We start from the raw sequence: 26,900 nt of genomic DNA, 5'->3' as shown, positions 1-26,900 counted from the left end.
TTCACAGAGGTTCTCCTGGCCCCTCAGGCAGTAGCGGCAGCGGCCACAGGTGTAGCCCAACCAGGGCACCCCCACCCGCTGGCCCAGCCGGAAGCGGCTGGCCTCCGGGCCCAGGGCCACTACCTCGCCCACAACCTCGTGCCCCAGCACCAAGGGCAGCTTGGGATGGGGCAGGTCGCCCTCGTAGATGTGCAAATCGGTGCGGCAAACCCCGCAGGCCCGCACCCGCAACAGCACCTGGCAGCCCTGGGGCTCTGGCAACCTCAGCTCCCCTAGGCGCAGGGGGTGGCCTACCCGCTCGAGGAGCATGGCCCGCGCAACCCGTTCCACGAGGGGATTTTCTTCCCCACGCCGCCTGTGGGTCAAGGCCCTTCAGAGCAGGAAATCGAGCAGGGCCCTGAGGGTCTCGGCGGGGTTTTCCTCGCACAGGAAGTGGCCTGCCTCCACGGCCTCCCCCCGCACGTCCCAGGCGTACTCCCGCCAGGCCGCAATGGGGTCGCAGGTGCGGTGCACCACCCCCTTCTGGCCCCACAGCACCAGCAAGGGACACTCGAGCTTGCGGGGGTCGGCGGCGTGGTGCTGTAGGTCTATGCTGGCCGCCGCGCGGTAGTCCTCGCAGGTGGCGTGGATGGTGGCGGGGTCGCGAAAGCAGCGCTCGTACTCGGCCAGGGCCTCGGGGGCAAAGGCCGAGAGGCCCGTCCCCCAGCCGCCCAGCTTCTGGTGCAAAAAACCGATGGGGTCAAAGCCAATCAGGCGCTCGGGGAAGCCCTTGGGCTGGGCCAGGAAAAACCAGTGGTAGTAGGCCAGGGCCAGCTCGCGGCTCAGGTGGGCAAACACGTAGGGCGTGGGGGCAATGTCCAGCACGGCCAGCTTTTGAACCCGCTGGGGGTGATCGAGGGCCATGCGGTGGCCCACCCGTCCACCCCGGTCGTGCCCCACCACCAAAAACCGCTCAAAGCCCAGAGCCTGCATGACCTCAACCTGGTCCTGGGCCATCTGTCGCTTGCTGTAGTGCTGGTGGGCCGGGTCGCCCGCCGGCTTCTCGCTATCGCCGTAGCCGCGCAGGTCGGAAGCCACCACCGTGAAGTGCCGGGCCAGCGCAGGGGCTACCCTGTGCCACATGGCATGGGTCTGGGGGTAGCCGTGCAGCAGCAGAACGGGGGGGCCGCTACCGCCTTTGACCAGGTGAATGCGTACGGTGGAGGTCTGGACATCCAGTTTTTCGAAGCCGTCGAACATGGGTCGCCTGAGCGCTTTCTACTGCCGCATCCCTGCAATATCATCCTGGCTTGAACCCCTAAAGTTGAACAGGCCGGCGGGTTGGCCTTGATCGAACACCCCTGGCAGGGTGTTCCTTTTGCTAGGTCAGATTCGGCGCCGGATGATGAGCGCGGCGGCGTTATCGGGTGCGCCGGCCTCGAGCGCTCGCTGCACCAGGGCTTCGGCAGCAGCCTGGGGGCTGGCGGCCTGGCTCAAAATTTCGGCCATCTGGGCCTCGGTGACCTCGCCCCAGACCCCGTCGGAAAGCAGCACCAGCGCCGCGCCCGGCTCCAGCGTGCCCGAAACCTGGCCGGTGGTGGCTTCCAGGGTCTCCACGTAGCCTTCCTGGGGCTGGCGCAGGTTGCCCAGCGAACGCAAGACCTGGTTGCGGTCGGGGTGGTGCATGGCCTCCTCGCGGGTGATCATCTGGCTGGCCACCAGAGCGGCGACCAGCGAGTGGTCGCGGGTGAGCTGCTGGAGCTGGCCCGAGCGCCATAAATAAATGCGGGTATCGCCCACGTGGGCCACGGTGTAGCGGGCTCCCCACAGAATCACCCCGCTCAGGGTGCAGCCCCCGTCCAGGCCCGCCAGGGCCTCGAGTACGGCCTGGTTGGCGGCCCAGACCAGCCGCACCCCCCAGTCGGACTGGGCCTGGGGGTCGTCGAGGGGGTGGGGCTGGTCACCGGCGATGAAGGTCTCGACAGCGGCCTGGCTGGCCCGCTCGCCGGCGGCCATGCCGCCCATGCCATCGGAGACGCAGGCCCGCAGCAAAAGGGTGCGGCCAAACTCCGACTGGATGCGCTCGAGGCGGTAGGCGTAGGCATCCTGGTTGTAGTGACGGCTGGGATTAAGACCCACGCTGGTGGCCTCGCCGAACTCGAGCAGCACCTCCACCTCGCCCGGGCGCGAAAGCTTTTGGAGGAGGGCCAATGCCTGCTTGGGGGTGGCCCGTTCCTCGAGCGGGGCCAGCATCTGGGCCAGGGCCTGGGGCACGCCGGGCAGCGGGATGCCCGAGAGCAACAGCTCGCTGGGCCCCTCTACCGGCAGCGGCGTGCCGGTGAGCAGTTCAAACCACAAAGCCCCCAGCAGGTAGACCCCGCTCTTGCCGGACAGGGGCGCCTCGGCCAGCACCTCGGGGGGGGTGTAGCCCTGCCGCCAGACCCGGGGCGGGGGCTCGCCAATGCGGCCCAGGCGGGGTGGCAGGGTGAGCTTGAGGCCCTGCGGGGTTTGCTGCAGGGCGTGGGGCTCGAGATCCAAAAGCGCCAGACCCTTGCGCTCGAGGAAGTACACCAGCTGGGCCAAAGGCTGCACAACCTCCAGGGCTGCCCGAAGCGGGAGGTTCCGACCGATGGGTTTGCCATCCAGAGCCTCGAGCACGGTGCCTTCGGGGCCTGCGTACACCAGCCGGGGCAGCAGGCGGTGGTTGTCCAGCGAGGCCAGCAGGCGGCCATCGTGCCTGGGCCCCACCAGCAGCCGATTTTCGCCGTCGGTGGCGGTTATCCAGCTACCCAGGTAGCGGCTTGCCACCTGAAAGGTCAGGGGGCCCCAGGTGTGGGTGGTGCCGGGCTGCAGCTCGTAGTTTTCCACGGTGGAGGGCAGGACGGTTTCCTCGAGGTGGCCTCCCTCGGAGGAGGCCGAGGGGGCTTTGGCGGCGGGCTCTGGCAGCTCTTCCTCCGGGGGCAGGCCCATATCGGCGTGGGTCATGCCCTCGGCTTCGGCCTCGGCTATCTCCTGAAGATCCAGGGCATCCAGGGGCTCTGGCTCGGTCGGCGGCGGGCTGGTGGGGGGCACCCGATCCTCCGCCTCGTCATCACCGAGGGGCCTGGCCTGCTCCGACTCGGAGCGCTCGTCCGGCATGGCTAGCCCTCCTGGAAGACCAGAATCACGTTGCCAAAAGCAATCTCGTCGCCGTCCTGGAGCTCGGCGGGCTCGACAAGGCGGGGGGCGTAGGCCTCGGCCCCGGCTTTCTTGATGAACACCCCGTTGGTCGAGCCCAGGTCGCGCACCTTCCAGACCCCATCGAAGTAAAGCTCGGCATGGCGGCGCGAGATGTTCTCTGCGCCCGGCACCCCGGTCAGGTCAATTTCCACCGGGCCGGTCGAGGCATCGAAACGCCCCACCACCAGGCGCGGGCCTTGCAGGGGAATGGTCTCGGCGGTCAGGGCGCCATAGCGCTTGAAGACCAGCCTGGCCGGGCGGAAAAGGGGGGCCGGGGGTGGGGCAGCGGGCGTTTCGGGTGCGGTGGGGAGGGCCTCGGGCTGCGCGGATTCGGTAGGGGCTTCGGGTGTGTTGGGGGTGGCTGGGGAAGCCGGCATTTCGGTGATGGTGGGCTGCCGGGTCGCGGGTTCGGAGGTAAGCTCAACGCCGCAGCCATCGCAATACTGGGTGCCTTCGGGATTCTCGTTTCCGCATACCTTACACACGATCATGGACTACGCTCCTCTCTTCGCCGTTCGCGGGTTAAGCGAACGATACCACCAAAACAGAGAATCAACACGGCCACCGCCAGGCCCCCGGGTTCCAGGATTTCGGCCTGGGTGGGGTCGGTCCAGCGGAACGCCGCCGCCAGGCCCAGCACCACCGCCAGGGGCAGGCTGTAGCGTTCCAGGAGCAGCACCCCCAGGTACACCGCTGCCAGCAGGGCCGCGACCAGGATGCCCTGCTCGAGCGAGATCAGCTTGTTGTAGAAGAGCACTCCCGCCCCGCCCAGCACCAGGAGGGGCAGGAGCCAGGCCACCTGCGTCACCAGGAAGCTCAGGGTGTAGAAAACGCCCATCACAATCGCGCTGTAAAACCCTGCCCGCAGCCAGGGGAAGGCTTCGGGGTACGGCACCCAGGTGTTGTAGTCGCGCTGGAGCTGCTCGTCGAGGGGTTGCAGGAGGGTTTGCAGGCTGGCCGGGCGCGCCTCGAAGAACACGTAAAACAAGGCCAGAAACGCCACCAGCGTGAGCAGGTTGAGGCGGGTGTTGTACAGCCATGGGGCTCTGGGCGCCGGGGTGGGGTCAGGAGGCGGGGTCGGGCTTGGCTGGGGCGCGGGGGCTGGCGTCGGTTTGGGTGGAAGGTTTTTGGGGGCCGGGGCTGGACGCTGCACGGGGGCCAGGGTGAACCGGGCCTCGAGAACACTCCCTGCGCGAAGCTGTACCCTGACCTGCTGGGGCTGAAAGCCCCGGGCGTCGGCATAAAGCGTGTAGCTGCCCGGCGGCAGCCCTTTCAGGTCGGTGTCGCCCTGGACAACCCGCTGAAAGTTGTTGGGGCCTTGCAGCCGCACGGCGGTCTGGGGTGGGCTGACCCGGATCGAGAGGCTGCCGGTAGCCGCTGCCGGAGGCGGGGCGGTTCGGGCGGCGGGCGCAGGCTGCCGCTGGCCCAGCAAAATCGCCCGAAACTCGGCCACGCTCTGGGGGCGCCGGTCCACCCGGATTTCCAGGGCGCGGTTGACGGCCTGCTCGAGGCCATCCGGGGTCTCGGGGGGCAGCCGAAGGGGCTGGTTGCTCTGCACCCGGTCGGTCGCGGCGGGGGGCACGACGCCCATCAGCGCGTGGTACAGCGTGGCGCCCAGCGCATAGAGGTCGGTATAAGGGCCAAATTTTCCCGCAGTGCCGTACTGCTCCAAAGGCGCGTAGCCCGGCGTGACCAGCCGGGTGTGTTGCTGGGTTTTGCCCTGGGCAAACTGCCGGGCTGAGCCAAAGTCAATCAGCACCACCCGGCCATCCTGGTGTAAAAACACGTTGTCGGGCTTGATGTCGCGGTGCAGCATGCCCGCTTTGTGCACCACTTCCAGCGCATCCAGCAGCTTGAGCGCAATGTCCTGCACCTCGTGGGCGGGCAGCTTGCCCTGCTTCTCGATACGTTTGCCCAGGGTCTGGCCCTTCAAGAACTCCATCACCAGATAGGCGGTGCCGTTTTCCTCGAAAATATCAAAGACCCGCACGATGCCCGGATGGTTGAACTGGGCCATCACCCGGGCCTCGTCCTCAAACTTCTCCATGGTCTCGGCGAAACCGGCCCCCAGCAGGCTGGTCGGCGGCACCACGTTGCGCGAGTTGGCCCGGCGCGAGGAGCCCTCGGGAAATAGCTCCTTGATGGCTACCGGGCGGTTTTCCAGGGTATCGGCCCCCAGGTAGGTGATGCCAAACCCACCCTGCCCGAGCACCTTGCCCAGGGTGTAGCGCCCGCCTTTGAGCCGGGTGCCGACCGGCAGGTGGTGGGTGGCGTGTACATCTATGCCCATGCCGCAGGCCGGGCAGGTGGTTGCACCCGGTGGAATAGGAGACGCACAGTAGGGGCAGCGTTCCATACGCTACGCGAGGGTGCAGGGGTTATACGATGTGAACGAGGCGCAAAACATCCGGGTCAAGCCTGCTCGAGTATAGCTTCATCCTGGCCTCGAGAATCCCGTGAAACCGGCTTGGGAGGGTGCTCGCCCTCTGGCCCACATCAAGCGCCGGTCATCTTGCGAATTTCCTCGTCGGAGGGCAGGTCGCCCCCACCCGGCGCGGCCTCGGGCCCTTGCTTGAGCACCTGGGTCTTGGCCCCAATCTTGATGGTCTTGGCGGTGCCGATGCTGATGGTCTTGTTGCTTTTGAGCTCGCCCACGGCCTGGTCGAGGGCGCGGGTCATGGCGGTGTTGCCCAGCTTGACGGTCAGGCTGCGGGCCAGCTCCAACGTCTTGGCGGCCTGGCCGGGGTTGGTGCGGGCCTCCACCGTGGCCTGTTTGATGAGCTGCTCGATGTTGCGCTGCTGCACCCACTGCATCACCTCGGGGTCAATACGGGCGGTCAGGGCCTCGTCGGTGGTGAACTCCACCACCACGTCCAGGGGAGGCACCTCGCCCCGGTAGCCCTGGCCGGGCACCTCGTAGGTCAGGCCCATCTGGGCGATGCGAATCCGGGCGGAGGGCCGGGCGGGTAGGGTGAACTCGAGGATGAACACCGTCCAGTCGCCCTTGGCCGCGTTGCCCAGGGGGTAGGGGCTGGCCTTCAGGTCTACCTCGGCCTGGGCGGGGTAGACCCGCGTGACCCGGTCGAGGGTTACGTCCTTTACGGTGCGAACCGAGAGTCCGATGTTGGTGACCACCTCGCTCGCCGCGTTTTCCAGCTCGCCCAGAATGGCCCTGGGCAGCTCGGTGGCCTTGAGGCTGGGGGGCAGCGGGTTCTGGGTATCGGGCACGATGTGAAAGGGCTTGCCCTGGGTGCGGTCGGTGATGGCGGTGAGCAGGTCGTCGTTCCAGTCGTCGCCCACGCCAATGGCGGTTACGGGGATGTGGGCCTCGGCCAGCGCTTCGGCGGCCTGTTCAACCAGCGGCTCATCGAATGCCTGTCCGTCGGTCAGCAGAATCATGCGGCGGCTGCCGGACTCTTTTTGCAGTTGTTTCAGGCCCTCGAGCATGCCGGCCCCCATGTGCGTACCCCCGGAAAAATCGGTTAGTTTCTCCACGGCGGCCATCAAGCGGGCCCGGTGGGCGGCATCGGTAAAGGGCTGCACCACCCCGGCGTGGTCATCGAACTTGACGAGCGCCAGGCGGTCGGTGGGCTTTAATTCTTGGCTATTCAGCAGGTTTTGCAGGGCTTCCACCACCAGGTCCATCTTGCTCCTGGCGCCCCGCACCACCTCGTACTCCCGGCCATCCACCCGTACGCTCTGGCCGGTGCGCTGGGTTGGCTCAGTCACCACCTCGCGCATGGAGCCGGAGGTGTCCACCACAAAGGCGATGGCCAGCTGGGGCCGGGCCCCCGCAGCCTGGGCCTCGGGGCGCACCTTGAGGGCTAAAAACATCTTCTGGCCGGGCATGTTGGCCAGCAGGTATTCGCGGTGGGGTTGCAGACGGGTCTCGAGCATAAGCCTCCTGTGAGTTCAGGCGATTTTTCGGGATGGTTCGCTACCCATGAAATATCTCCCTGTTGCCATCAAGGCCCTGCAAAGCGCTTCTGTCCGGTATGAACTCACGTATGCTGATTGTAGCTTATCGCGCCCTTCACAGACGTGGCCGCCCACGAACACGAGAAGGGACAAAGAGACGTGCCTCACCTCGGTGGGGCACGCTTGTCTGCGTTGCGTCTGGGCCGAGACGCATGTTTTCGCGTTTCCAGATCGGCCACTGTTCTGTTCCGAACCAGGCGTTCTCGAACTCGAAAAAGATGTAAAGAGCCCTCTAGGTAGGGGTCTTTTTGAGCGGTTCGCCCAGCAGACTGAGGGGCTCCTGGGCCAGGGTGCGCAGGGCTTTGCGGCGGCGGCTTTTGAGCTCCTTGAGCTCGAGCCGCTCGAGCTTCAGCCGGTTCAGGGCAAAGTCCAAGTAAATGGCCTGGGCTTCTGGGGCCGCGCCGCCCAGCACCCGCCGGCGAGCTATGAAGCGCTCGGGCTCGAGGGCTTGCAGCAGCGCGGGGTCGCCAAAGCCCAGGTGGCTTTGCAGGTCGTCCAGGCCCAGCTCGGCTACCGTGCGCCCCTTGCTGCTCAGCTCGCGCAGCATCCCCTGCACTTTAGGGTAGGCCTCGGCCAGCGGGAGGTGATGCCCCGAGACCAGCACATCCACCAGCTCAGAGGCCAGCACGCTCCGGTCGCGCAGGCCCTGGGCCAGCACCTCCGGCACAAAGCGGCTCTCTTGCAGGGCTACCCGCAGAAGCGCCACGGCCCCTTCGGCTGCATAGAACAGGCCGTGCAGGGGCTCGAGCACCCCCGGCCCGTGGTCGTTCACATCGCCAAAGGGGGTGCTGTAGTTGAGGTGGCCCAGGGTGGTGGGGCCGCCCATCAGCTCGGCCAGAAAACCCCGTACGTGCTCGAGCACCACCGGGTTCACCTTCTGTGGCATGATTGAAGACCCCTGGCTGATTTTCTCGGCCACCAGGAACCCTCCCTGCTCGGCCCAGAACAGCAAGTCGGCCACCAGCCGCGAGAGGCTGGCCCCCATCCCGGCCAGGGCGAAAGCAATCTCCAGCGCCCAGTCCCCCGCCGCAATGGCATCGTAGGTATGCTCTAAAGTGCCCCCAAACCCCAGCCACTGGGCCAGGGCCTTGCGGTCTACCGGATAGGGGCTGCCGGCCAGGGTCGAGGCCCCCAGCGGGCACTTGTCGGTGGTCAGGAAGGCCGAGCGCAGGCGCTGGTAATCGCGCGAGAGCAGGTTTTCCACGCCGGTCAGGTAGTGGCCCAGGGTGGTGGGCTGGGCGGGGCGGTGGTGGGTGTAGGCGGTCAGCAGGGTTTGCCGATGGGTCTGCCCCAGGGCCAGCAGTTCCCGCCGCAGGTCGGACAAGGCCGTCAGGACCCGCAGCAGGCGCTCACAGGCGTAGGCCCGAAACACGGTCAGGTCGAGGTCGTTGCGAGAGAGGCCGCGTCGCAAAGCCCCGGCAATATCGTGTCCGTAGCGCTCGCGAAGGTGGAAGTCTATGGTGAAAAAAATGTCCTCGAGCTGCCCGCTAAAGCCAGGGATGGGCTCTTTGCGCAGCTCGCTCAAAGCCCAGGCGGCCTCCTTGGCCTCGGGAATCTGGAGCCGGCCCAGGCCCAGCGCATACGCCGTCAGGGCATCGAAAAAATAGTCGCCCAGATGCTCCCTGGCGAAGCGGAAGTGCCTTTGCAACACCCAGCGGCGGTAAAGATTGTGCCAGCGCACCAAACCTCCCCACAGGGCTGCCTCGAGCGGCCAGATGCCCCTTCTACTACCAGCATATACGGTGGGAGCCGGGTTAGAGCCACCGATTGGCAACCATGCCGGCCCATCAGGCCAGCCACAGCGCCACCAGGCCGCCCGTGGTGGTGGCCAGCAGGTTGGTCAGGTCGTTGCTCCACCAGCGGAGCCGGTCTTCGACCAACCCCAGCAGGGTGTCGGCCAGCGCCCCGGCCATACCGCCCAGCACCACAGCCCCTGCAGAGACGCCCAGGCCCCAGGCCCAGGGCGCAAACAGCCCTGCGCCCAGCACCAGCGCGAGGGTTCCGGGCCCACTGACCGCGGCGTTGGTTCCGGGTTTGACCCGTCCTTTGAGCGGGTGCCAGGCCCACCGGCTGCGGCTGCCCATCTCGGTGGCCAGTGTATCGGCAGCCGCAGTGGCCAGCGCGGCCAAAAAAAAGACGGGTGACCCCAGCGCAATGCCCAGCGCAGCCGGCCATCCATTGGCCAGCACTTGAAAGGCCGTGCGACCTGCGCGGTCCGGGCTGCTGGGGTTGAGCCGACTGGCCATGCTGCCCAGGGCGACCAAAAAAATGACCGCCAGTGCCGCCGTTAAGCCCCCAGCCCAGAGCGGCAGCCCGCCCACCAGCGCCGCAGCCCAGGCAGCCTTGGGCCTGAGCCAGCCCAGCCGTTCGGCCAGCAAGGCCACAGCAAAGGCGATGAGCAGAGCAAAAAGGAGGTTCATTGAGGAAGCCTGGGGGGGCGATTGCCCAAAAGCCGCCGACCATCTTCATCCAGCCTTGTGGAGGAACCCGCGACCTGTTCCCGGTTTTCCGGCTTTCATCCCGCATTTTTACAGGAGGGGCAGGCAGGATCTGTTGCGGAGGCAGATGCATTGAAGGGTGCCCAGGGGCAAAGGGGTGGCGAGGCGGTGGTGACCCGGTTCAGGCTGCATCGGGACAGAGGCCCACCTCTAAAGCACCTGCGACCAGTTCACGGTGCGCACGTTGGCCACACTGCGGAGTCGCTCATCCAGAATTTTTTGCTCGCCTTCGGTCAGGTCAACCCGGGTGCTGATGCGAAACAGCGAGGAGAGGGGCGAGGTGGGGTTGGAGTTCACGCCCATGGCGCTCTTGCCCATCGAGGCGATGGCGTCCATGATGTCGCGCAGCAGGCCGGCGCGGTCATCGGCCAGAACTTCAATTTGCATGACCCGGCCCAGCCCTTCCCAGTAAGCCGGCACCACCCGCCCTGAGTCCTGCTCCATCAGGCGGCGCATGTTGGGGCAGCCCGCCTTATGGATGGTGACCCCCCGCCCCCGGGTGATGTAGCCCAGGATGGCATCGCCCTTGGCCGGCTCACAGCAACTGGCCAGCTTGATGGGCACATTGAGGTTGGACTCCAGGCGGATGCCGAGCTCGTTTTTGACCGGCTTGGCTTTGGGAGCGACCGTTTCGGCTTTGGGCGCCAGGATGCGGGCTACCTGCTGGGGTGCTACCCGGCCCCCGGCGATGGCCGCGTACAAATCCTCTGGCGAGGCGCTTTTGATGAGCTTGCGCCCGACCTCCTCGAGCTGGCTTTCCAGGGGTTTGGCCAACCCCCGCCGCTTGAAGTATTTTTCCAGCATCCGCATCCCCTTTTCCAGGGTTTCGGCCCGCTCGAACGCGCGGAAGAACATCCGCACTTTTTGCTTGGCCGAGCGGGTTTTGGCGTACTCCATCCAGTCCTTGGAGGGGTGGGCGGTTTTGGCGGTGAGAATCTCGACTATCTCGCCGTTTTGCAACTCGTAGCTGAGGGGTACGATGCGCCCGTTGACCTTGGCCCCCACCATGTGGTGCCCGACCTCGGTGTGGATGTGGTAGGCGAAATCCACCGGCGTGGAGCCTCTGGGCAGGTTGATGATTTTGCCCCTGGGGGTGAAGACAAACACCCGCCCGCCCAGCAGTTCCTTGGTAACGGCCTCGACAAAATCGCGGGAGTTGCTGTACTCCTGCTGCCAGTCCTGAATGCTTTTGAGCCAGCCCACCCGCCGTTTGAGGGCCTCGGGGTCGGTGACGCCTTCCTTGTAGAGCCAGTGGGCGGCAATGCCAAACTCGGCGACCTGGTGCATCTCGCGGGTGCGGATCTGCACCTCCAGCGGCAGGCCGTTGACCGCAATGACGGTGGTGTGCAGCGACTGGTAGCCGTTGGGCTTGGGCACCGCAATGTAGTCCTTGACCCGACCCGGGATGGGCTGCCAGAGGGCATGCACCAGCCCCAGCACGTGGTAACAGACCTGTTTCTCGCGCAGGGCGTTCTCTTCGGGGTCTTTGCCCTGGCGCGGCTCCAGGATCACCCGCAGGGCCAGCAGGTCGTAGATTTGCTCCAAAGCCTTGCCTTCCCGCTCCATCTTCTTCCAGATAGAAAAAAGGTGCTTGGTGCGGCCTGTGACCTCGATGTTCTTGATGGACTGCTTGAGGATGAAGTCCCGCGCCAGGGCCTGCTCGAGCTTCTCCTTGGCGGCCTGCACGGCGGCCTCGCGTTCGGCCCGGTGGCTTTTGAGGCGGGCCTCGAGGGCCTGGTAGTCCTCGGGGTCGAGGTAGCGAAAGGAGAGGTCCTCGAGCTCGAGCTTGATATGACCGATGCCCAACCGGTGGGCCAGGGGGGCATAAATTTCCAGGGTTTCGCGGGCAATGCGCTGCTGTTTGTGGGGGGGCATGAACTCCAGGGTACGCAGGTTGTGCAGTCGGTCGGCCAGCTTGACAATAATAATCCGCACGTCCTCGGCCATGGCGATGAACATCTGGCGCAGGTCTTCGGCGTGCTTTTCCTCGGCGGGCTTGTCCTCGCTGGCGGCGTGGGCCAGCTTGTAGAGCTTGGAAACCTTGGTCTCGCCCTCCACAATCTTGCGCACCGCCGCCCCGAAGCGCTCCTCAATCTCCTCGGGGCGCACCTCGGTATCCTCGATGGTGTCATGCAAAAGCCCGGCCATGATGGTTTCGGCGTCCAGGCCCAGCTCGGCCAGGATTTGGGCGACCGCCACCGGGTGAATGATGTAGGGCTCCCCGCTCTTGCGCTTCTGGCCTTCGTGGGCCATGTGGGCGAACTCGAGGGCAGCCCGCACCTGCGCCTTTGCCTGGGCCGACAGGTAGTGCAGGTGCGGTTCCAGGTTCTGCCAATAGGTTTCTACCGCCGAATGCTCCGCGGGCGATAGCGGAACCGTTGCAAGCTCGTGGGAGGGGTTGGTCATAACAGTTGCAGGCTTGCCTTTGGGTAAAACCAAAAGGTGCTTCACTCAGTCTAGCATTTTGTTCGCAATAGACCGTTTCTGGTTACACTAAGCACATGCTGCGTCTTGACCTCAACAACCTGTTTTCGGAGCGCATCGGTTCCCAGGGGATTGACTGGCCTGCGGCGCTGGCCGCCCATAGGGAAAGCCTCGAGGCCGCCCGCGAGGCCTTGTGGAACCGCAAAGCCCTCCCGGAGGCCTTTTTGGGCTGGATTGAGGTGCCCGAGGATACCGAAACCCTGCGCCGGGTGCTGCGCTACCGTCAGGCCAACGCCTGGGTCGAAGACTTTGTGGTGCTGGGCATTGGGGGCTCGGCCCTGGGCGCTCAGGCGGTGGGTGCTGCTTTGGGGAACGGCCCGGTGCGGCTGCATTTTGTGGATAATGTGGAGCCGGAGCCCATCCTTGGACTGCTCCGCACCCTCGACCCGCGCAAAACCCTGGTCAATGTGATTTCCAAGTCGGGCTCCACCGCAGAGACCATGGCGGCATTCCTGGTCTTCCGGCAGTGGCTCGAGCAGGCCGTGACCGACTGGAAAAAACACGTGGTGGTCACCACCGACCCGGCCAAGGGTATCCTGCGCCCCTATGCCCAGGCCGAGGGCCTCACGGCCTTCGAGGTGCCGCCCTCGGTGGGCGGGCGCTTCAGCGTGACCTGTCCGGTAGGCACCCTGCCGCTGGCCTTTGCTGGGGTAGACCTGGAAAGCCTGCTGGCTGGGGCGCGCAAGTCCAACGAGCAGGCCCAGAGTCCGCTCGAGGCCAACCTCCCGGCCCAGACCGCCCTGGTCAACCACCTGTTCAGCCAGAGGGGTAAGAACATCGTGGTCTTCATGCCCTACTCCACCCGCCTGCGCTACCTGCCCGACTGGTTTGTGCAACTCCACGACGAATCGCTGGGCAAGATGCGCGACCGCCAGGGCAACGAAGTGCGCACCGGCACCACCGCCGTACGGGCCATCGGCACCACCGACCAGCACGCCCAGGTACAGCTTTTCCGCGAGGGCCCCCACGACAAGCTCATCGTCTTCCTGCGCCTCTTGGCCCCCAGCGAAGACCTGGAAATCCCGGCGGTGAAGGGTTTGGAGGGGCTTGACTACCTCTTCGGCAAGAGCTTCTTCGAACTCCTGGACGCCGAGGCCAAGGCCACCGCCCACGCCCTGGCCAAAGCCGGCCAGCCCAACTACACCCTCACCATAGACCGGCTCGATGCCTACCACCTGGGCTGGTTGCTGCAACACCTGATGTGGCAGACCGCCTTCCTGGGCGAACTCTGGAACATCAACGCCTTCGACCAGCCGGGGGTGGAGCTCGGCAAGGAGTACACCTACGCCCTGATGGGCCGCAAGGGCTGGGAGCCCCTGGCCCAGGAGTTGAAAGCCGAGGGCGTGGAATAGTCGAGCCTTATGGCCGAAGCAGCTCGCGCAGGGCTTGCGGAACGGTTTGCGGCTTGCGGGTCTGGGCGTTGGCGGCCACGTAAATCACCTCACCGCTAATCAAGTGCGCCTCACCCCGAAAGATGCCCAGCACAAACTGCATGCTGCTGTTGCCAATGCGCCCGGTACGTACGCCTATGTCGAGTTCGTCGTCGTAGTATGCGGGCGCGTGGTACTCCACGCTGGCCTTGACCACGAACAAATCCACCCCAAAGCGCTCCACCGTGCTGGGGTAGGGGATACCCAAAGCCCGCCAGTATTCGGTGATGCCCACATCGAAGTAGGTCAGGTAGTGTCCGTTGAACACGATGCCTTGGGGGTCGGTCTCGGCCCAGCGGACGCGCAAGCGGTGGAAGAAGGAAAAATCGGAGCGGTTCATGGCATTCAATGTAGAGTGCGTCCTGCCCTGGTCTGACCGATTGAATAACTGGAGAAAGCTGATAAGGGCGAAATAGTGAATACACGATGTACCGTTGCAAAGAACGATACTGAAAACGGCACAAGGGTTATCGAATCTAACAACGATACACCTGCCATTCCAACGAGGAATCTGCTGCGGCGCAAGACGAGTGAATGTTGGGGACGGTAGGGCATCAGATTCCTCGTTGCGCTCGGAAAGACACTTTTGATTGGGGTTTTTCGTGCCTCTTGCCTCGCCGTTCTGGTTAAGAAACCTCCCCTTGATGGAGGAGAGGTTGCTCTAGCGTTGTACCCGACGTTTAGCCTTCCAATCCCCCCACGTCCCAGTGCTCAGGCGAGCGCCAGAGGTTGGAAATCAGAAGCTCGCGCATGGCCAGGAACTCTTTGGGCATCCGCTCGTAGAGCTTGATGAAGAGTTCCTCGTGGGAGAGGATTTCCTTCAGCCACAGGTCGCGGTCAATGGCCATCAGCTCCTGGAAACGCTCCTTGCTAAAATCCAGGCCGCGCCAGTCCAGGTCTTCGTAGTGGGGCACATAACCCAGGGGCGACTCGGTGCCGCGCCCCCGCCCGTTGGCCCGGTCCACAATCCACTTCAGCACCCGCATGTTCTCGCCAAAGCCCGGCCAGACAAAGTTGCCGTCTTTGTCTTTGCGGAACCAGTTCACGCTGAAGATGCGGGGCGGGTCCACCACCCGGCGGCCCATGTCCAGCCAGTGGTTGAAGTAGCTGGCCATGTGGTAGCCGATAAAGGGCAGCATGGCGAAGGGGTCGCGGCGCACCTCGCCAATCTGGCCGAAGGCCGCGGCGGTCATCTCGGAGCCCATGGTGGCCCCCAGGTAGACCCCAAACGACCAGTTGAAGCTCTGGTAAACCAAAGGCACCACCGAAGCGCGGCGTCCACCGAAAATAAAGGCCTTGATGGGCACGCCCTTGGGGTTTTCCCACTCGGGGTCAATGGCCGGGTTCTGGCTGGCTGGCGCGGTAAAGCGGGCGTTGGGGTGGGCGGCCTTGCGGCCACAGTCGGGGGTCCATTCCTGGCCCTGCCAGTCAATGGCCTTGGCCGGGGGTGGGCCGTCCATGCCCTCCCACCACACATCGCCCTCCGGGGTGAGGGCCACGTTGGTGAAGATGGTGTTGGCCTTGATGGACTCCATGGCGTTGGGGTTGGTGGCGTAAGAGGTGCCGGGGGCCACGCCGAAGTAGCCGGCCTCCGGGTTGATGGCATACAGGCGCCCATCGGGGCCGGGCTTAATCCAGGCAATATCGTCGCCGACGGTGGTGACCTTCCAGCCGTCGTCCTGGAAGGGCTTGGGCGGAATCAGCATGGCGAAGTTGGTCTTGCCGCAGGCCGAGGGGAAGGCGGCGGCCACATAGGTCTTCTGGCCTTTGGGGTCTTCGACCCCCAGGATCAGCATGTGCTCGGCCAGCCAGCCCTCGTCGCGACCAATCACACTGGCGATGCGCAAGGCCAGGCATTTTTTCCCCAGCAGGGCGTTGCCGCCGTACCCCGAGCCATAGCTCCAGATGCTGCGCTCCTCGGGGAAGTGCACGATGTACTTGACCTTGGGGTTGCAGGGCCAGGGGATGTCCTTCTGGCCGGGCTCGAGGGGCATCCCCACGGTGTGCATGCAGGGCACAAAGTCGCCATCTTCGCCCAGCACGTCGTAGACAGCCTTGCCCATGCGGGTCATGATTTTCATGTTGACCACCACATAGGCCGAGTCGGTAATTTCAATGCCGATGTAGCTGATGGGAGAGCCCAGCGGCCCCATGCTGAAGGGCACCACGTACATAGTGCGGCCTCGCATGCAGCCATCGAAGAGGCCCTGCAAGGTGGCGTGCATTTCCTTGGGGTTGACCCAGTTATTGGTGGGGCCGGCATCTTCTTTGTTGATGGAACAGATGAAGGTGCGGTCCTCCACGCGGGCTACGTCGCTGGGGTCGGAGCGGGCCAGGAAGCTGTTGGGGCGCAGCTTGGGGTTGAGGCGGATAAAGGTACCCGCCTCGACCAGCTGGTCGCATAGGGCGTTGTATTCCTCTTCTGAACCGTCGGCAAAGTGAACCCGGTCGGGCTTGCAAAGGGCGACCGCCTCGGTGATCCACTGCTTGACTCGCTCGCTTTTGATGTAAGGGGGAAACTCTAGGTTTTGCATATTGTCCTCTACTCTAATGGCTGTTCCTGGATATTTCACGGGCATCTGGTTTCCTCCTGACAGGCCGGCGACTTTGATAAAAATATCACTAGCCTTCGGCCTCAGTCTCCACTACCAGCCCCCAACCCAGTAGGGTCAATCGCCCCGGTTGCAGCCAACCGGCAAAGCCTACACTAAACACATGAAAATCCGCTTGCGCGAGAATGGGTCGCTGGTGCTGGATTTGCCAGAGGGTACCAGATTCGTCCTGGATGGGGAAGAACGGGTGCTCGAGCGGGCCAAGCTGGCCTTGTGCCGTTGTGGCCATTCGGAACAAAAGCCCTTTTGCGATGGGAGCCACAAACGGGTAGGGTTTCAGGCGGCCCCGGGCGAGATAGAGCTCTTCCGGCAAAACCAGGAAAATATAGAAGGATGAGGCCAGTCATCGGGCTCGAGGGCGCCTGGGCATGCCCAAACGCCTACCCGTTTTGTTGGGCATCTTCGTCACAAAGCCAACCTGCCAGGCCACTACCATTAGTCTGATGCAATCTGCCGCGCCCGCCCTGCACCTGCGCCGCCCGCTGCTGTGGGGTTTGTTGGGGCTGGCTTTGCTGGCCCTGGGCCTGTTGTCGGCCCAACCCCTCAGCCCTGAGGGTCGCTTTGCCCTGAAGATGATTCCCCACCACGCCCAGGCAGTGGAGCTGGCCCGAATTTTGGAGCGTCGGGCCGCCGATCAGAACCTGCGCTACTTTGCCCGCGACGTGGCCCAGACCCAGCAGGCTCAGATCAACCAGATGCGGGGCTGGCTCCCCTGGTGGCGACAGCTGACCATTGGCCTTGAACGCCCCGGCGCCCAGGCTGCTGCCGCGATGGGCATGGCCTCTGCACAAGAGGTCGCCGAGCTCCTGGCTATGCAAGGCCCTGCTGCCGAGACCCATTTCTTGCAGCTGATGATCCGCCACCATCAGGGCGCCTTGCCCATGATTGAGCGTGGCCTTGCCGAGGTCACATCCGAGGGCCTCCCGCGCCGCCTGATTGAAGCCATGGGCCAAAGTCAGGCTGCTGAGATTCAGACCATGCAGCGCTGGCTGGCCGAGCGGGGAGGACAGCCGCTGCCCTTTGACCCCAACGCCATGCCCAACCACGGGCACTGAGTTCATCGCCGAAAGCACCCATTTTCTGGCACTTGCGCCTTGCGGCTGGAGAAACCGGGCTGGTATCGCTTTCGACCTCTCCCACCGCGAGCACATATATTCACCGAACGGTGTGACATATCGTGCCCCTCACAGACGTGGCCGCCCACGAAAACGAGAAGGGACAAGTGTCTGCGTTGGGTCTGGGCCAAGACGCATGTTTTCGAGTTTCCCGTCGGCCACTGTTCTATTCAGGACAAAGCTTTCTTATAGTCGAATGGCTCTAAATATGTGAAGAGCGCTCTAAATGGATGAACCCGGGCATCGCAGGGCCAGGAGGCTCAGACCTGGTGGCCTGTTGGGGACATTTGTCCTTATGGAGCTTCCGATGGGATTCTGGCAAAATACGAATACCCCGGAGGGGGGACTTTTTCTTATGACCAACCGACGTTTTACCTTCTACGCCTGGGGCGTGGTGATTTTTACCCTGGTGGTCATTCTGTGGGGGGATGTGGTGCAGGCCACCGGCTCCGGGGATGGCTGTGGGGCGCACTGGCCCACCTGCAACGGCGAGGTGCTGCCTGCTTTTCGGGGCCTGGAAACCTTCATCGAGTTCTTCCACCGCCTCACCAGCGGCCTTTCGCTGCTTCTGACCATAGGCTTATTGGTCTGGTCGCGCCGGGTTTTTCCCAAAGGGCATCTGGCCCGGCTGGGGGCCGCTCTGGCCATGCTCTTCATGATTACCGAAAGCCTGGTGGGTGCCGGGTTGGTGCTTTTTCGGCTGGTGGGCGAGGATGCCAGCCTTGCCAGGGCGGTTATAGCCCCCGTTCACCTGCTCAACACCCTCTTTCTGATTGGCTCGCTGGCCCTGACGGCCTGGTGGTCGAACCACCCCGAGCACCGCCCGGTCTGGAAGGGACAGGGCTGGGTGGGCTGGGCTTTGGGCCTGGGCCTGGGGGGTATCCTGTTCGTAGCGGCTTCCGGGGCCCTAACCTCGTTGGGCGATGCTCTATTTCCCGTGCGCAACACCGCCGAGGCGGTGGGCCGGGCGCTCACCCCCGGGGAGCATTTTCTGGTGCAGCTTCGCATCTACCATCCCTTCATTGCGGTGTTGGTGAGCGTGTATGTGGTTCTGGTAGCCAACCTGGTGGCGACCCTGCGGCCCGGTGCTTACACCAAAGGGTTTGCTAAAGCCGCCGGGGTGGTGTTTATCCTGCAACTGGGGATGGGCTACCTGAACGTGCATCAAGCGGCCCCGCTGTACACCCAGCTGCCCCATCTGTTGCTCTCGGATTTGGTCTGGCTGACCTGGCTGTTGCTCACGGTTGTGACCCTGAGCCTGGAGCATCGGGCAGTGCCGGACAGGGTGCCTGCGCCCGAAGCAAGGTAAACTGCTATGGTGGTTTCTGTTGCCAATCCCGAACGCGCAACCTGGCGCGACTACTTCTGGTTGACCAAGCCCCGCGTAATTAGCTTGTTGCTCTTTACCACCCTGATGGCCATGTTCATTGCCGCAGGAGGCTGGCCAGGGCTGGGCTTGTTTTTGGTGGTGCTGGTGGGTGGTTACATGGCGGCAGGCTCGGCCAATGCCTACAACATGGTGATTGACCGGGATATTGATGGTCGCATGAAGCGCACCGCCCAGCGCCCCACCGTCACCGACAAGATCAGTTCCCGCGATGCGGCCATTTTCGCCACCGTCCTGATGGTGGGTTCTTTTCTGTTGTTGTGGTGGGGTGCCAACCTGACCACCGCGCTTTTGGCCATGGCCGGGCTGGGCTGGTACGTGCTCATCTACACCCTCTACATGAAGCGCCGCTTCTGGAGCAACATCGTAATTGGAGGGGCTGCCGGAGCTTTCCCGCCCCTGGTGGGCTGGGCGGCGGTCACGGGCGAGCTGAGCCTGTTTGCCTGGTATTTGTTCTTGCTGGTCTTCTTCTGGACGCCCGTGCACTTTTGGGCACTGGCACTCATGATTAAAGATGACTACGCCGCGGTGGGCATTCCCATGCTGCCGGTGGTACGGGGGGAGCGTGAAACGGCCTATCAGATCTGGCTCTATGCCATCCTGACAGTGGTCATTGCCCTGATTCCGGTGCTTATGGGAGAGCTGCGTTGGTTTTATCTGGCGGCGGCGGTGGTGCTCAACGGGTTGCTCCTCTTACGGAGCCTGCGCCTCTACCAGACCCTCGAGCGCCCCTGGACGCTATCGCTTTATAAATACTCCATGTTATACCTTGCATTGCTTTTTGTTGCGATGGCCATAGACCGCGCCCTGTGGATGTAGATACAATACCCTGACGGGGTACGGGTTTGTGTAACCGTGTCTGTAATGCTTCCAAATAAAATGCGTTAGAATAACCCAGGCAACCAAGGGAGGACGTAGGAATGCTGCAACGAAGTATAGGTTTGATGATCGTGCTCGTGCTGGGGTTGGTGCTGGCGGCGGAGCCAGGCCAGGCGGGGGGGCACACCCTGAACATCCTGGATCGGGATGCCTCCGCGTTCAACCGGGAAGTCCGGGGACTGCTGGCCTGGGTGATGGGTTTTGCGGCCCTGGTGTTCGTGGTGGTTACGGGTGCGCTGATCTATGTGACGGTTAAGTTTCGCCGCACAGGCAAAGAAACCAGCGAGCCCGAGCAGATGCACGGGAATGATCGCCTCGAGGTGGCCTGGACGGTTATCCCCACCGTGATTGTGCTGATTATCTTTGGCCTCACCGCCCAGAGCATGTTCAAACTAGACCGCCCCACCCCAGGGGCCATGGTGGTGGAGGTGCGCGGCTGGCAGTTCTGGTGGGACTTCCACTACAAAGACTACGGCATCCGCAACTCCAACGAACTCATCCTGCCGGTGGGCAAACCGGTTCGCTTCGAGGTGACTGGGGGCAAAGACAGCACTTACGATGTGATTCACTCCTTCCGCATCACCAGCCTGGTGGGTGCGCGAGATGCGATTCCTGGGGTGATCACCCATATTGAGGTCACGCCCGAGAAGGTGGGCACCTACTATGGGCAGTGCGTGGAGCTATGCGGTGCTTCCCACGCCAACATGCGTTTCCGGGTCAAGGTGGTGCCGCAGGAGGAGTTTGACCGCTGGATTGCGGGCGCCAAGGCCTATCAGGCCACCGCGCCGAGCGACCCTAAACTGGCGCGGGGTGAGACCCTGTACAAACAGCAGTGTGCAGCCTGCCACGCCCTCAAGGGGGTTTCCCAGGGTCAGGCCAACAACCCCGACCTGACCTTCTTTGGCAACCGCACCACCGTGGGGGCCGGGATGTGGCCCAATACGCCCGAGTACCTCGAGCCCTGGATTAAAAACTCCCCTGGTATGAAGCCCGGCGTCAAAATGCCGGCCTTCCCCAACCTTTCCGACGACGATGTGAAGGCCATCGCGGCTTACCTGATGAGCCACAAGGTGGATGGCCTTGACTTCAGCAAGCTGGAGAAGTTCTGACGGGAGGTTTGAGTAGATATGGCGATTGCAACTCCACAAAGCGCTTCCCGTATGGGTTTCTGGGCCTCGGTCTGGGATCTCCTGACCACCAGCGACCACAAAAAAGTCGGGATGATTTACCTGGTCACGTCGTTCGTGGCTTTCGGGCTGTCGGGCTTGATGGCCGTGGCGATTCGCTGGCAGTTGGCTGGCCCCGAGCAGCAGTTCCTGGTGGGCGATGCCTACAACCAGGTGCTTACCCTGCACGGCGCCACCATGCTCTTTTTCTTCATCATCCCGGCGGGGTTGGCGGGTTTTGGGAACTTCATCCTGCCGCTCATGCTGGGTGAGCGAGACGTGGCCCTGCCCCGCATCAACGCCTTTGCGGCCTGGCTTTTCGTGTTCTCGGCGGTGCTGATTTACGCCTCGCTTTTCTTCGGCGGGGCGCCCGACGTGGGCTGGACCTTCTACTACCCCTTCTCGCGCACCACGGGCCTGGGCACCGACTTCTTCATGATGGGTGTGCTGCTGGTGGGCTTGTCGAGCCTGCTGGGCTCTGCGAACTTTGCTGCAACTGTGTACAACCTGCGGGCCAAGGGCATGGGCCTGTGGAAGATGCCCATCTTTGTCTGGGGCATTTTCGCCACTTCCATGCTTTCCTTGTTCGCCCTGGCGGGCATTACGGCGGCCAGCCTGACCGTGCTGCTCTCGCGCAAGCTGGGTCTGAGCCTGTTTGACCCCACCATCGGGGGCGACCCGGTGCTGTACCAGCAGTTCTTCTGGTTCTACTCGCACCCGGCGGTGTATATCATGCTGCTGCCCTACCTGGGCATCGCTGCCGAAGTGGCCTCCACCTTCTCGCGCAAGCCGGTGTTTGGCTACCGTTTCATGGTGTTTGCGCTGGTGGGGATTGCAGTGGTGGGCTTCCTGGTCTGGGCGCACCACATGTTCACGGTGGGCGAGAGCCTTCTGTTCCAGCTTGTCTTCGTCTTCTTCACGGTGCTGGTGGCGGTGCCAACCGGGGTCAAGATTTTCAACCTGCTGGGAACCTTGTGGGGGGGCCAGCTCGACTTCAAGACGCCCATGCTCTTCGTGATGGGCTTCATGTTCAACTTCCTGCTGGGCGGCATCACCGGGGTCATGCTGGCGGTGGTGCCCTTCGACTACCAGGTGCAGGACAGCTACTTTGTGGTGGCCCACTTCCACAACGTGCTGATGGCGGGCTCGGGCTTCCTGGCCTTTGCTGGGCTTTACTACTGGTGGCCCAAGATTACCGGGCGCATGTACCCCGAGTTCTGGGGTAAGACGCACTTCTGGCTCTTCCTGGTGGGCTATCTGCTGACCTTCATGCCCCAGTACGTGCTGGGCTTTTTGGGGATGCCCCGCCGCTACTACACCTACCCCGACGGGCTTTACCTTTGGAATGAACTAAACTTCGCCTCCACCGTGGGGGCGGTCATTCTGGCCCTGGGCGGTGTGGCCTGGATGATTGCGGTAATCCAGAGCTTCCGCCAGAACGTGAAGGCTCCCGACAACCCCTGGGGGGGCTACACCCTCGAGTGGGCCACCTCCTCGCCCCCGCCTTCCTACAACTTTGCGGTGCAGTTCCCCACCGTCTTCAAGTCGGAACGTCCCCTCTACGATTGGGAGAAAGAGGGCCTGAAGCCCACCCCGGTAGACCCCGCGACCATTCACCTTCCGGCTCCGACCGTCTGGCCCTTCATGACGGCGGTGGGGCTGCTGATTGCGGGTATCGGCGTCTCGCTGGCACCCGACCTGGGCAACGCCCCGGTGGGTGGGGTTGCGGGCTGGGGTGGCTGGCTGGCGGTGGGCCTGGTGGTGTTTTTGTACAGCCTGTTCCGGTGGGCTTTGCGTCCTGAATACGATCACCCGGTGGTGCACCACACGGTGACGGGCAAATCGAACGCCTGGGTGGGCATGGCCTGGTTTATCGTTTCGGAAATTGCCCTCTTCGGCATTCTGATAGCGGGCTACCTGTACCTGCGCCTGACCGGGGCTGCGCTGCCGCCAGAAGAGCATCGCCCGGCCTTGTGGCTGGCGCTTTTGAACACCTTCTTCCTGGTAGCCAGCTCGTTTACCGTCCACTATGCACACCACGACCTGCGGACCAACAAGTTCTCCCCATTCAAGCTGGGCATGCTTATTAGCCTCATCCTGGGCGTGATCTTCTTCCTGTTCCAGATTTGGGAGTTTGCCATCGCGTCGGGGCACTATGTGGATGCTCTAAACGCTGCCGGACAGTCGGAAGCCGCTCAGAAAGCCGCGCTCTGGTTCACGGCTTTCTTCCTGATTGTGGGGCTTCACGGGGCGCACGTGGTCATTGGGGGTACCGGCCTGGCGCTCACCTATGCCCAGGGTCTGGCCGGCAAAATCAACAACCACGAGCAGGGCACCCTCGAGGGCTCCTCGATGTACTGGCACCTGGTGGACGCCGTCTGGCTGTTCATCGTGACCATCTTCTATATTTGGTAGTTGTGGGTGGCTCGAGGGTCGGCTGCGCGCCGGCCCTCGGTTTTTTTGGATGTTCGCGCTATAGACAACTGTGGCCCCTTTGCCTATAATCTCTAAGGCTGTAGGAAGCGCTCTGCTCCGCAGGCTCAAGGACCGCTAGCTCAGCTGGTAGAGCAACCGACTTTTAATCGGTTGGTCACAGGTTCAAGTCCTGTGCGGTCCACCAAAAGCCCCCGGCATGGCCGGGGGTTTGGCTTTACGAACCGGCAAGCCTGTGCTACCCTGATGAACGGTCTTGTTTGCGGGCCTACCCCCGCAGACCCCGGCAAGCCTCGCGGCCCCATCGTCTAGTGGCCTAGGACGCCGCCCTCTCACGGCGGTAACAGGGGTTCGAATCCCCTTGGGGTCACCACACGGGCGACTAACTCAGCTGGTAGAGTGCATCCCTTACAAGGATGAAGTCGGGGGTTCGAGTCCCTCGTCGCCCACCAAGTCCTGGACGGCAAAACCCCTTTATGCAAAACCTGCATAAAGGGGTCTTTGTGTGCAATCTGTGTGCAATCCGCTAGTGCAGGGTGCGCGGGGCGGGGGCCAGCAGCTCGTTCAGCGGCAGGGCCACCTCCTCGAGCTCCCACCCCGCGACGTGCCGGTAGAGGTCCAGGGTGATGCTGGGCCGGGCGTGGCCCAGGCGGCGGGAGACCAGCTCGATCTGCCGGGTCTTCTGCGCGAGCAGCGTAGCGTGGGTGTGCCGCATCCCGTGTGGGGAGAGGGGGGGCAGCCCGCACCGCTTGATGATGGCCGCCATGTCCCGGTTCACCGTGTTGGGGTGAACAGGCCCCCCTGTGCTCGTGGTGAAGACCAGGCCCGTATCCTGCCAGAGGCTGCCCAGGATGCGGGCTTCCTCCCTCTGCCGGGCCCGCCACTCCTCGAGCACCCCGGCGACATCCGGGCCAAACCCCACCACCCGGCGGCTGTGGCGGGTTTTGGGTGGCCCGGTAACGATTTGCCCTTTCACAACAGTAAGGGTTCGCTCCACCCGGAGGCAGCGGGCCGAGAGGTCCACGTCCTCCCAGCGCAGGCCCAGCAGCTCCTCCCGGCGCAGCCCGGTAGCGAAGCCCAGGTAGAAGAGGGGATAGAGCCGGTAGGGGCGGGCAGCCTCCAGGAAGCGGGCCACGGTCTCGGCGTCCCAGGCTTTGACTTTGGGGGTAGCGGTGGGGAGGCGCAACCGCACCGGCTCGCTCGGGTTGCGGGGCAGAATCTCCATCCGCACCGCGTGGTCAAGGGCGGCGCTCAGGGTGGTTAGGGTCATTCGGATTGTGGTCGGGCCGAGTCTGTGCCCCTGCAAATGCCGCACCAGGGCGTCTATGTGATGGGGGCGAAGATTACGCAGCAGGTGGCCTCCCAACACCGGCGCTATCCGTTTGAAAGCCTGCTCGTGCTTGGCCTGGGTGTTGGCGGCCCAATCGCGCTCTTTGGCCTTTAGCCAGGTATGTAGCCACTCCCCCAGGGTGAGGCGTTCATGGGTGGGCAGCATCCCCTGGGCGGCGGCTACCTGGAGCTCGCGGGCCTTTTGCTGGGCCTCCTCCGGCGTGGCCCCACCCACCCAGCGCCGGTCGGGCCTCCCATCCGGGCGGCGGCCCAGACTGACCTGCATATACCAGCGATTGCCGCGCTTCACGGGCTTGGTGCCTGCCCCGTGGGGGCGCTTCTTCGGGGCCCTACTCGTCATGACGGGCCTCCTCGAGGGCTCTGAACCCGGCCAGAATGACCTCGCCCCGCGCCTTGGGACTGAGGGCCGCAAAACGCTCAAACTGTGCCCTGGGCAGCCTTACCCGGATGCGCTCGGAAACCTCTCCCGGCTCGAGCCCCTCCCGGCCCAGCGCGGCGAGTCGCTTTTCCCGTGGCGGTCGAACCAGGTGCAGGTGCTGACCTCTTGGCATACCTAGAGTATATCACGGGGCCAAATAAAAGTCTGCTTGCGGCCAGGGGTGGCCCCGGCTCACGCCTCGCTCGCGGCCCAGGGGGGGTTCTGCGTCGCCTTTCGTCCGTGCTCCTGCCGGCCCCAGGCCGGGACCTCCACGAGCTCGACCTCGAGCTTGTTCGTCTGGGCCAGCTCAAACCGCTCGCTGTACCGCTGGCGGGCGAGCGTCTTCAGCACGAGCGAGACCGCCCAGGGCTCGCCCCGCTCGACGGCCTCGAAGAGCCGCGCCTCGGCCAGGTCCACGATCTCATCCCGCAGCTCCTCGATGAGCCCCCAAAGCCCGTGCCGCTCCACAATGCGGTAGAGGGACTGCCGGGTGATGCCGAGGCTGCGGGCGGCCTCAGCGAGCACCCCGCGAGAGGCCCGGAGGGCCTGCTCTACTGCCTTTCTGGAAAGCTTCCGACCCATACTCCCTCCATCCTAGCCTTGCCCCAGGAACCTGAGCGCCTCCTCGAGGCCCGCAAACACCCGGGTAGGGCCGTCATGGGCCGTGAGGCTCACCCGGCCATCGAAGGGGGGCAGGAACTTGACCAGGTACCACACCCCGGCGTGCTCGAGGCGGTACAGGGCCCCGTAGCCCTTTTCGTCCACCAGCGGGGTCTTCTCTCCCCCGCGAGGAACCTCCGGCACCGAGCGCCACGCGATGGGCAGACCCTCCCGGGCGGCCTCCCGTCGCCGCTGCAGCCGCCCCTCAGCGCTGTTTACCGCACCCTGCAGGGCCTCGAGGGAAGCGGCGTGCGCCCACTGCTGCCAGGCTTTGAGGGTCTGGGGGCTCCACCCCAGGGCGGCGCCGGCCTCGAGGAGCCGGGCGGTGAGCCCTGCCCGCTCGTCCTCCAGGAGGGCAAGGGCCCCCTCCCCGGGGCGAACATCCTTATCCCCGGAATGCACCGACACACCGACACCGGGGGGAGTTTCCCCGTCCTGGTGCGGGTTTTCCTGTGTCGGTGCGCCAACCGACAGGAACCGACAAACCGACACAGGGGTGTCGGTGGGTGTCGGTTCCGCGTCGGTTCGCCCACCGACACCTGGCTGCGCTGTGCTGGGCGGGCTTTCCTCGGGGGGCGTCGGTGTGTCGGTGGGGTTGGAGAGCAGGGCCTTCAAGAGGTCAAGGATCTTCTGGGGGTCAGAAAGGTCAACCACCATAGCGCACCCCCCTTCTGGGGGAAGAACATCCGTACTCCCAAAACGCACCGACAAACCGACAAGCCCCGAGAAAGCGCATCCTGGACGGCATGGACGGCTGTCGGTGCGCCAACCGACAGGAACCGACAGCACCGACAGCGGTGTCGGGTCTGTCGGTGCCCGTCGGTTGGGGAACCGACAGGGCAGAGCCCGCACCAGGACGAGAAAAACCCCGGGCTGTCGGTTTGTCGGTGCATTTTCGGAAAAGAGTGTTCACAGGGTCAGCAGGCATGGGGCACCTCCCAGAGCCGGGGGTTGGGGGTCCAGGCCCCACCCTCCCGGCAAATCCAGCCCCGGGCCTCGAGCTCCGCAAGGGCCCCTTCCACAGCACGCGGGTCGGTGAGGCCCTTCCACCCTGAGCGCAGCACATCGCGCAGAGCGAAGCGCTCGTAGCTGAAGGTTTTGGTCCGGGTGCGCTCGAGGATGCGCCGGGCCAGCAGCGCCGCCCCCTGGAGCTCGGGCTGGATGGCCGCCCACCAGATGCGCAGGGCGTGGAGTTGGTAGAGCTTGGCCAGGGCGAGGGCCCGGAGCGTGGCCCGGGGGCCGATGCGGGGCGGGGGTGCGGGGTGCTCCAGCAGGTGGAGGAGCAGGGCTAG

21 protein-coding genes, 3 tRNA genes and 1 pseudogene are annotated in these 26,900 nt (G+C 64.2%); 9 read left to right on the top strand and 16 right to left on the bottom strand.

What is annotated here, in order from left to right:
* The 9 genes from NZN28_RS07765 to NZN28_RS07725 form a co-directional block, all read right to left on the bottom strand.
* A partial coding sequence (locus NZN28_RS07765; protein WP_295396944.1) for an alcohol dehydrogenase catalytic domain-containing protein occupies positions 1-330 on the bottom strand: 330 nt, incomplete at its 3' end.
* 42 nt (positions 331-372) lie between these two features.
* The gene (locus NZN28_RS07760; protein ID WP_295396941.1) at positions 373-1,239 is read right to left on the bottom strand and encodes an alpha/beta hydrolase; all 867 of its coding nucleotides are present in this window, start codon (positions 1,237-1,239) and stop codon (positions 373-375) included.
* A 126-nt stretch (positions 1,240-1,365) separates the two neighbouring features.
* Positions 1,366-3,117: a protein phosphatase 2C domain-containing protein gene (locus tag NZN28_RS07755; RefSeq protein ID WP_295396939.1), complete on the bottom strand. Its 1,752-nt coding sequence runs from the start codon at positions 3,115-3,117 to the stop codon at positions 1,366-1,368.
* 2 nt (positions 3,118-3,119) lie between these two features.
* A complete protein-coding gene (locus NZN28_RS07750; protein WP_295396937.1) occupies positions 3,120-3,689 on the bottom strand; it encodes an FHA domain-containing protein in 570 nt (189 codons plus the stop codon).
* Entirely contained in the window at positions 3,686-5,554 is a 1,869-nt protein-coding gene (locus NZN28_RS07745; protein ID WP_295396935.1) for a protein kinase, read from the bottom strand. Before NZN28_RS07745 ends, NZN28_RS07750 begins: the two co-directional genes overlap by 4 nt.
* A 140-nt stretch (positions 5,555-5,694) precedes the next feature.
* Positions 5,695-7,095, bottom strand: a complete 1,401-nt coding sequence (locus NZN28_RS07740) for a VWA domain-containing protein (RefSeq protein WP_295396932.1) — start codon at positions 7,093-7,095, stop codon at positions 5,695-5,697.
* Between the two features lie 313 nt (positions 7,096-7,408).
* On the bottom strand, positions 7,409-8,857 hold the full coding sequence (locus tag NZN28_RS07735; RefSeq protein ID WP_295396929.1) for a lyase family protein: 1,449 nt from the start codon (positions 8,855-8,857) through the stop codon (positions 7,409-7,411).
* 106 nt (positions 8,858-8,963) lie between these two features.
* Positions 8,964-9,596 carry a DUF92 domain-containing protein gene (locus NZN28_RS07730; protein ID WP_295396927.1) on the bottom strand — a complete coding sequence of 211 codons (633 nt, stop codon included), beginning with the start codon at positions 9,594-9,596 and terminating at the stop codon, positions 8,964-8,966.
* Between the two features lie 228 nt (positions 9,597-9,824).
* Complete coding sequence (locus NZN28_RS07725; protein ID WP_295396924.1) at positions 9,825-12,080, bottom strand: bifunctional (p)ppGpp synthetase/guanosine-3',5'-bis(diphosphate) 3'-pyrophosphohydrolase; 2,256 nt, start codon at positions 12,078-12,080, stop codon at positions 9,825-9,827.
* A gap of 95 nt (positions 12,081-12,175) precedes the next feature.
* Between NZN28_RS07725 and NZN28_RS07720 the strand changes: the two genes are divergently transcribed.
* Positions 12,176-13,510, top strand: coding sequence for a glucose-6-phosphate isomerase (locus tag NZN28_RS07720; RefSeq protein WP_295396922.1), 1,335 nt, complete (start codon positions 12,176-12,178; stop codon positions 13,508-13,510).
* A 7-nt stretch (positions 13,511-13,517) separates the two neighbouring features.
* Here the strand turns inward: NZN28_RS07720 and NZN28_RS07715 are convergent, their stop codons facing one another.
* Both NZN28_RS07715 and NZN28_RS07710 read right to left on the bottom strand, forming a co-directional pair.
* Entirely contained in the window at positions 13,518-13,928 is a 411-nt protein-coding gene (locus NZN28_RS07715; protein WP_295396918.1) for a thioesterase family protein, read from the bottom strand.
* Positions 13,929-14,268: 340 nt separating this feature from the next.
* Positions 14,269-16,122: a phosphoenolpyruvate carboxykinase (GTP) gene (locus NZN28_RS07710; protein ID WP_295396915.1), complete on the bottom strand. Its 1,854-nt coding sequence runs from the start codon at positions 16,120-16,122 to the stop codon at positions 14,269-14,271.
* A 181-nt stretch (positions 16,123-16,303) separates the two neighbouring features.
* Here NZN28_RS07710 and NZN28_RS07705 point away from each other — a divergent pair, with 181 nt between their 5' ends.
* From NZN28_RS07705 to NZN28_RS07670, 8 genes and pseudogenes are all read left to right on the top strand, one after another.
* On the top strand, positions 16,304-16,537 hold the full coding sequence (locus tag NZN28_RS07705; RefSeq protein WP_295396912.1) for a CDGSH iron-sulfur domain-containing protein: 234 nt from the start codon (positions 16,304-16,306) through the stop codon (positions 16,535-16,537).
* Positions 16,538-16,643: 106 nt separating this feature from the next.
* Positions 16,644-17,255, top strand: a complete 612-nt coding sequence (locus tag NZN28_RS07700; RefSeq protein ID WP_295396910.1) for a DUF305 domain-containing protein — start codon at positions 16,644-16,646, stop codon at positions 17,253-17,255.
* Between the two features lie 415 nt (positions 17,256-17,670).
* Positions 17,671-19,521: pseudogene (locus NZN28_RS07695) on the top strand (heme o synthase).
* Positions 19,522-19,622: 101 nt separating this feature from the next.
* Positions 19,623-20,690 carry a cytochrome c oxidase subunit II gene (gene coxB, locus NZN28_RS07690; RefSeq protein ID WP_295396907.1) on the top strand — a complete coding sequence of 356 codons (1,068 nt, stop codon included), beginning with the start codon at positions 19,623-19,625 and terminating at the stop codon, positions 20,688-20,690.
* A 51-nt stretch (positions 20,691-20,741) separates the two neighbouring features.
* Positions 20,742-23,162 carry a cbb3-type cytochrome c oxidase subunit I gene (locus tag NZN28_RS07685; RefSeq protein ID WP_295396904.1) on the top strand — a complete coding sequence of 807 codons (2,421 nt, stop codon included), beginning with the start codon at positions 20,742-20,744 and terminating at the stop codon, positions 23,160-23,162.
* Between the two features lie 129 nt (positions 23,163-23,291).
* Positions 23,292-23,367 (top strand) — tRNA-Lys (locus tag NZN28_RS07680).
* Between the two features lie 110 nt (positions 23,368-23,477).
* Positions 23,478-23,553: transfer RNA gene (locus NZN28_RS07675), tRNA-Glu, on the top strand.
* Positions 23,554-23,556: 3 nt separating this feature from the next.
* A tRNA-Val gene (locus NZN28_RS07670) sits at positions 23,557-23,632 on the top strand.
* Positions 23,633-23,706: 74 nt separating this feature from the next.
* On the opposite strand, the gene NZN28_RS07665 is transcribed toward NZN28_RS07670, so the two are convergent.
* The 5 genes from NZN28_RS07665 to NZN28_RS07645 form a co-directional block, all read right to left on the bottom strand.
* Positions 23,707-24,870, bottom strand: coding sequence for a site-specific integrase (locus NZN28_RS07665; RefSeq protein ID WP_295396901.1), 1,164 nt, complete (start codon positions 24,868-24,870; stop codon positions 23,707-23,709).
* Positions 24,860-25,081 (bottom strand): hypothetical protein, encoded by a 222-nt coding sequence (locus NZN28_RS07660; RefSeq protein WP_295396898.1) that lies wholly within the window; start codon positions 25,079-25,081, stop codon positions 24,860-24,862. Before NZN28_RS07660 ends, NZN28_RS07665 begins: the two co-directional genes overlap by 11 nt.
* A gap of 59 nt (positions 25,082-25,140) precedes the next feature.
* On the bottom strand, positions 25,141-25,530 hold the full coding sequence (locus tag NZN28_RS07655) for a helix-turn-helix domain-containing protein (RefSeq protein WP_295396896.1): 390 nt from the start codon (positions 25,528-25,530) through the stop codon (positions 25,141-25,143).
* 12 nt (positions 25,531-25,542) lie between these two features.
* Positions 25,543-26,016, bottom strand: a complete 474-nt coding sequence (locus NZN28_RS07650) for a hypothetical protein (protein ID WP_295396893.1) — start codon at positions 26,014-26,016, stop codon at positions 25,543-25,545.
* A 509-nt stretch (positions 26,017-26,525) separates the two neighbouring features.
* The coding region (locus tag NZN28_RS07645; RefSeq protein WP_295396891.1) for a hypothetical protein at positions 26,526-26,900 on the bottom strand (375 nt) is incomplete at its 5' end.

Source organism: Meiothermus sp., assembly GCF_025056915.1.
GTDB lineage: Bacteria > Deinococcota > Deinococci > Deinococcales > Thermaceae > Meiothermus.
The sequence above is the reverse complement of the archived record's forward strand: the minus strand, read 5'-3'. Positions and strand labels throughout refer to the sequence as shown.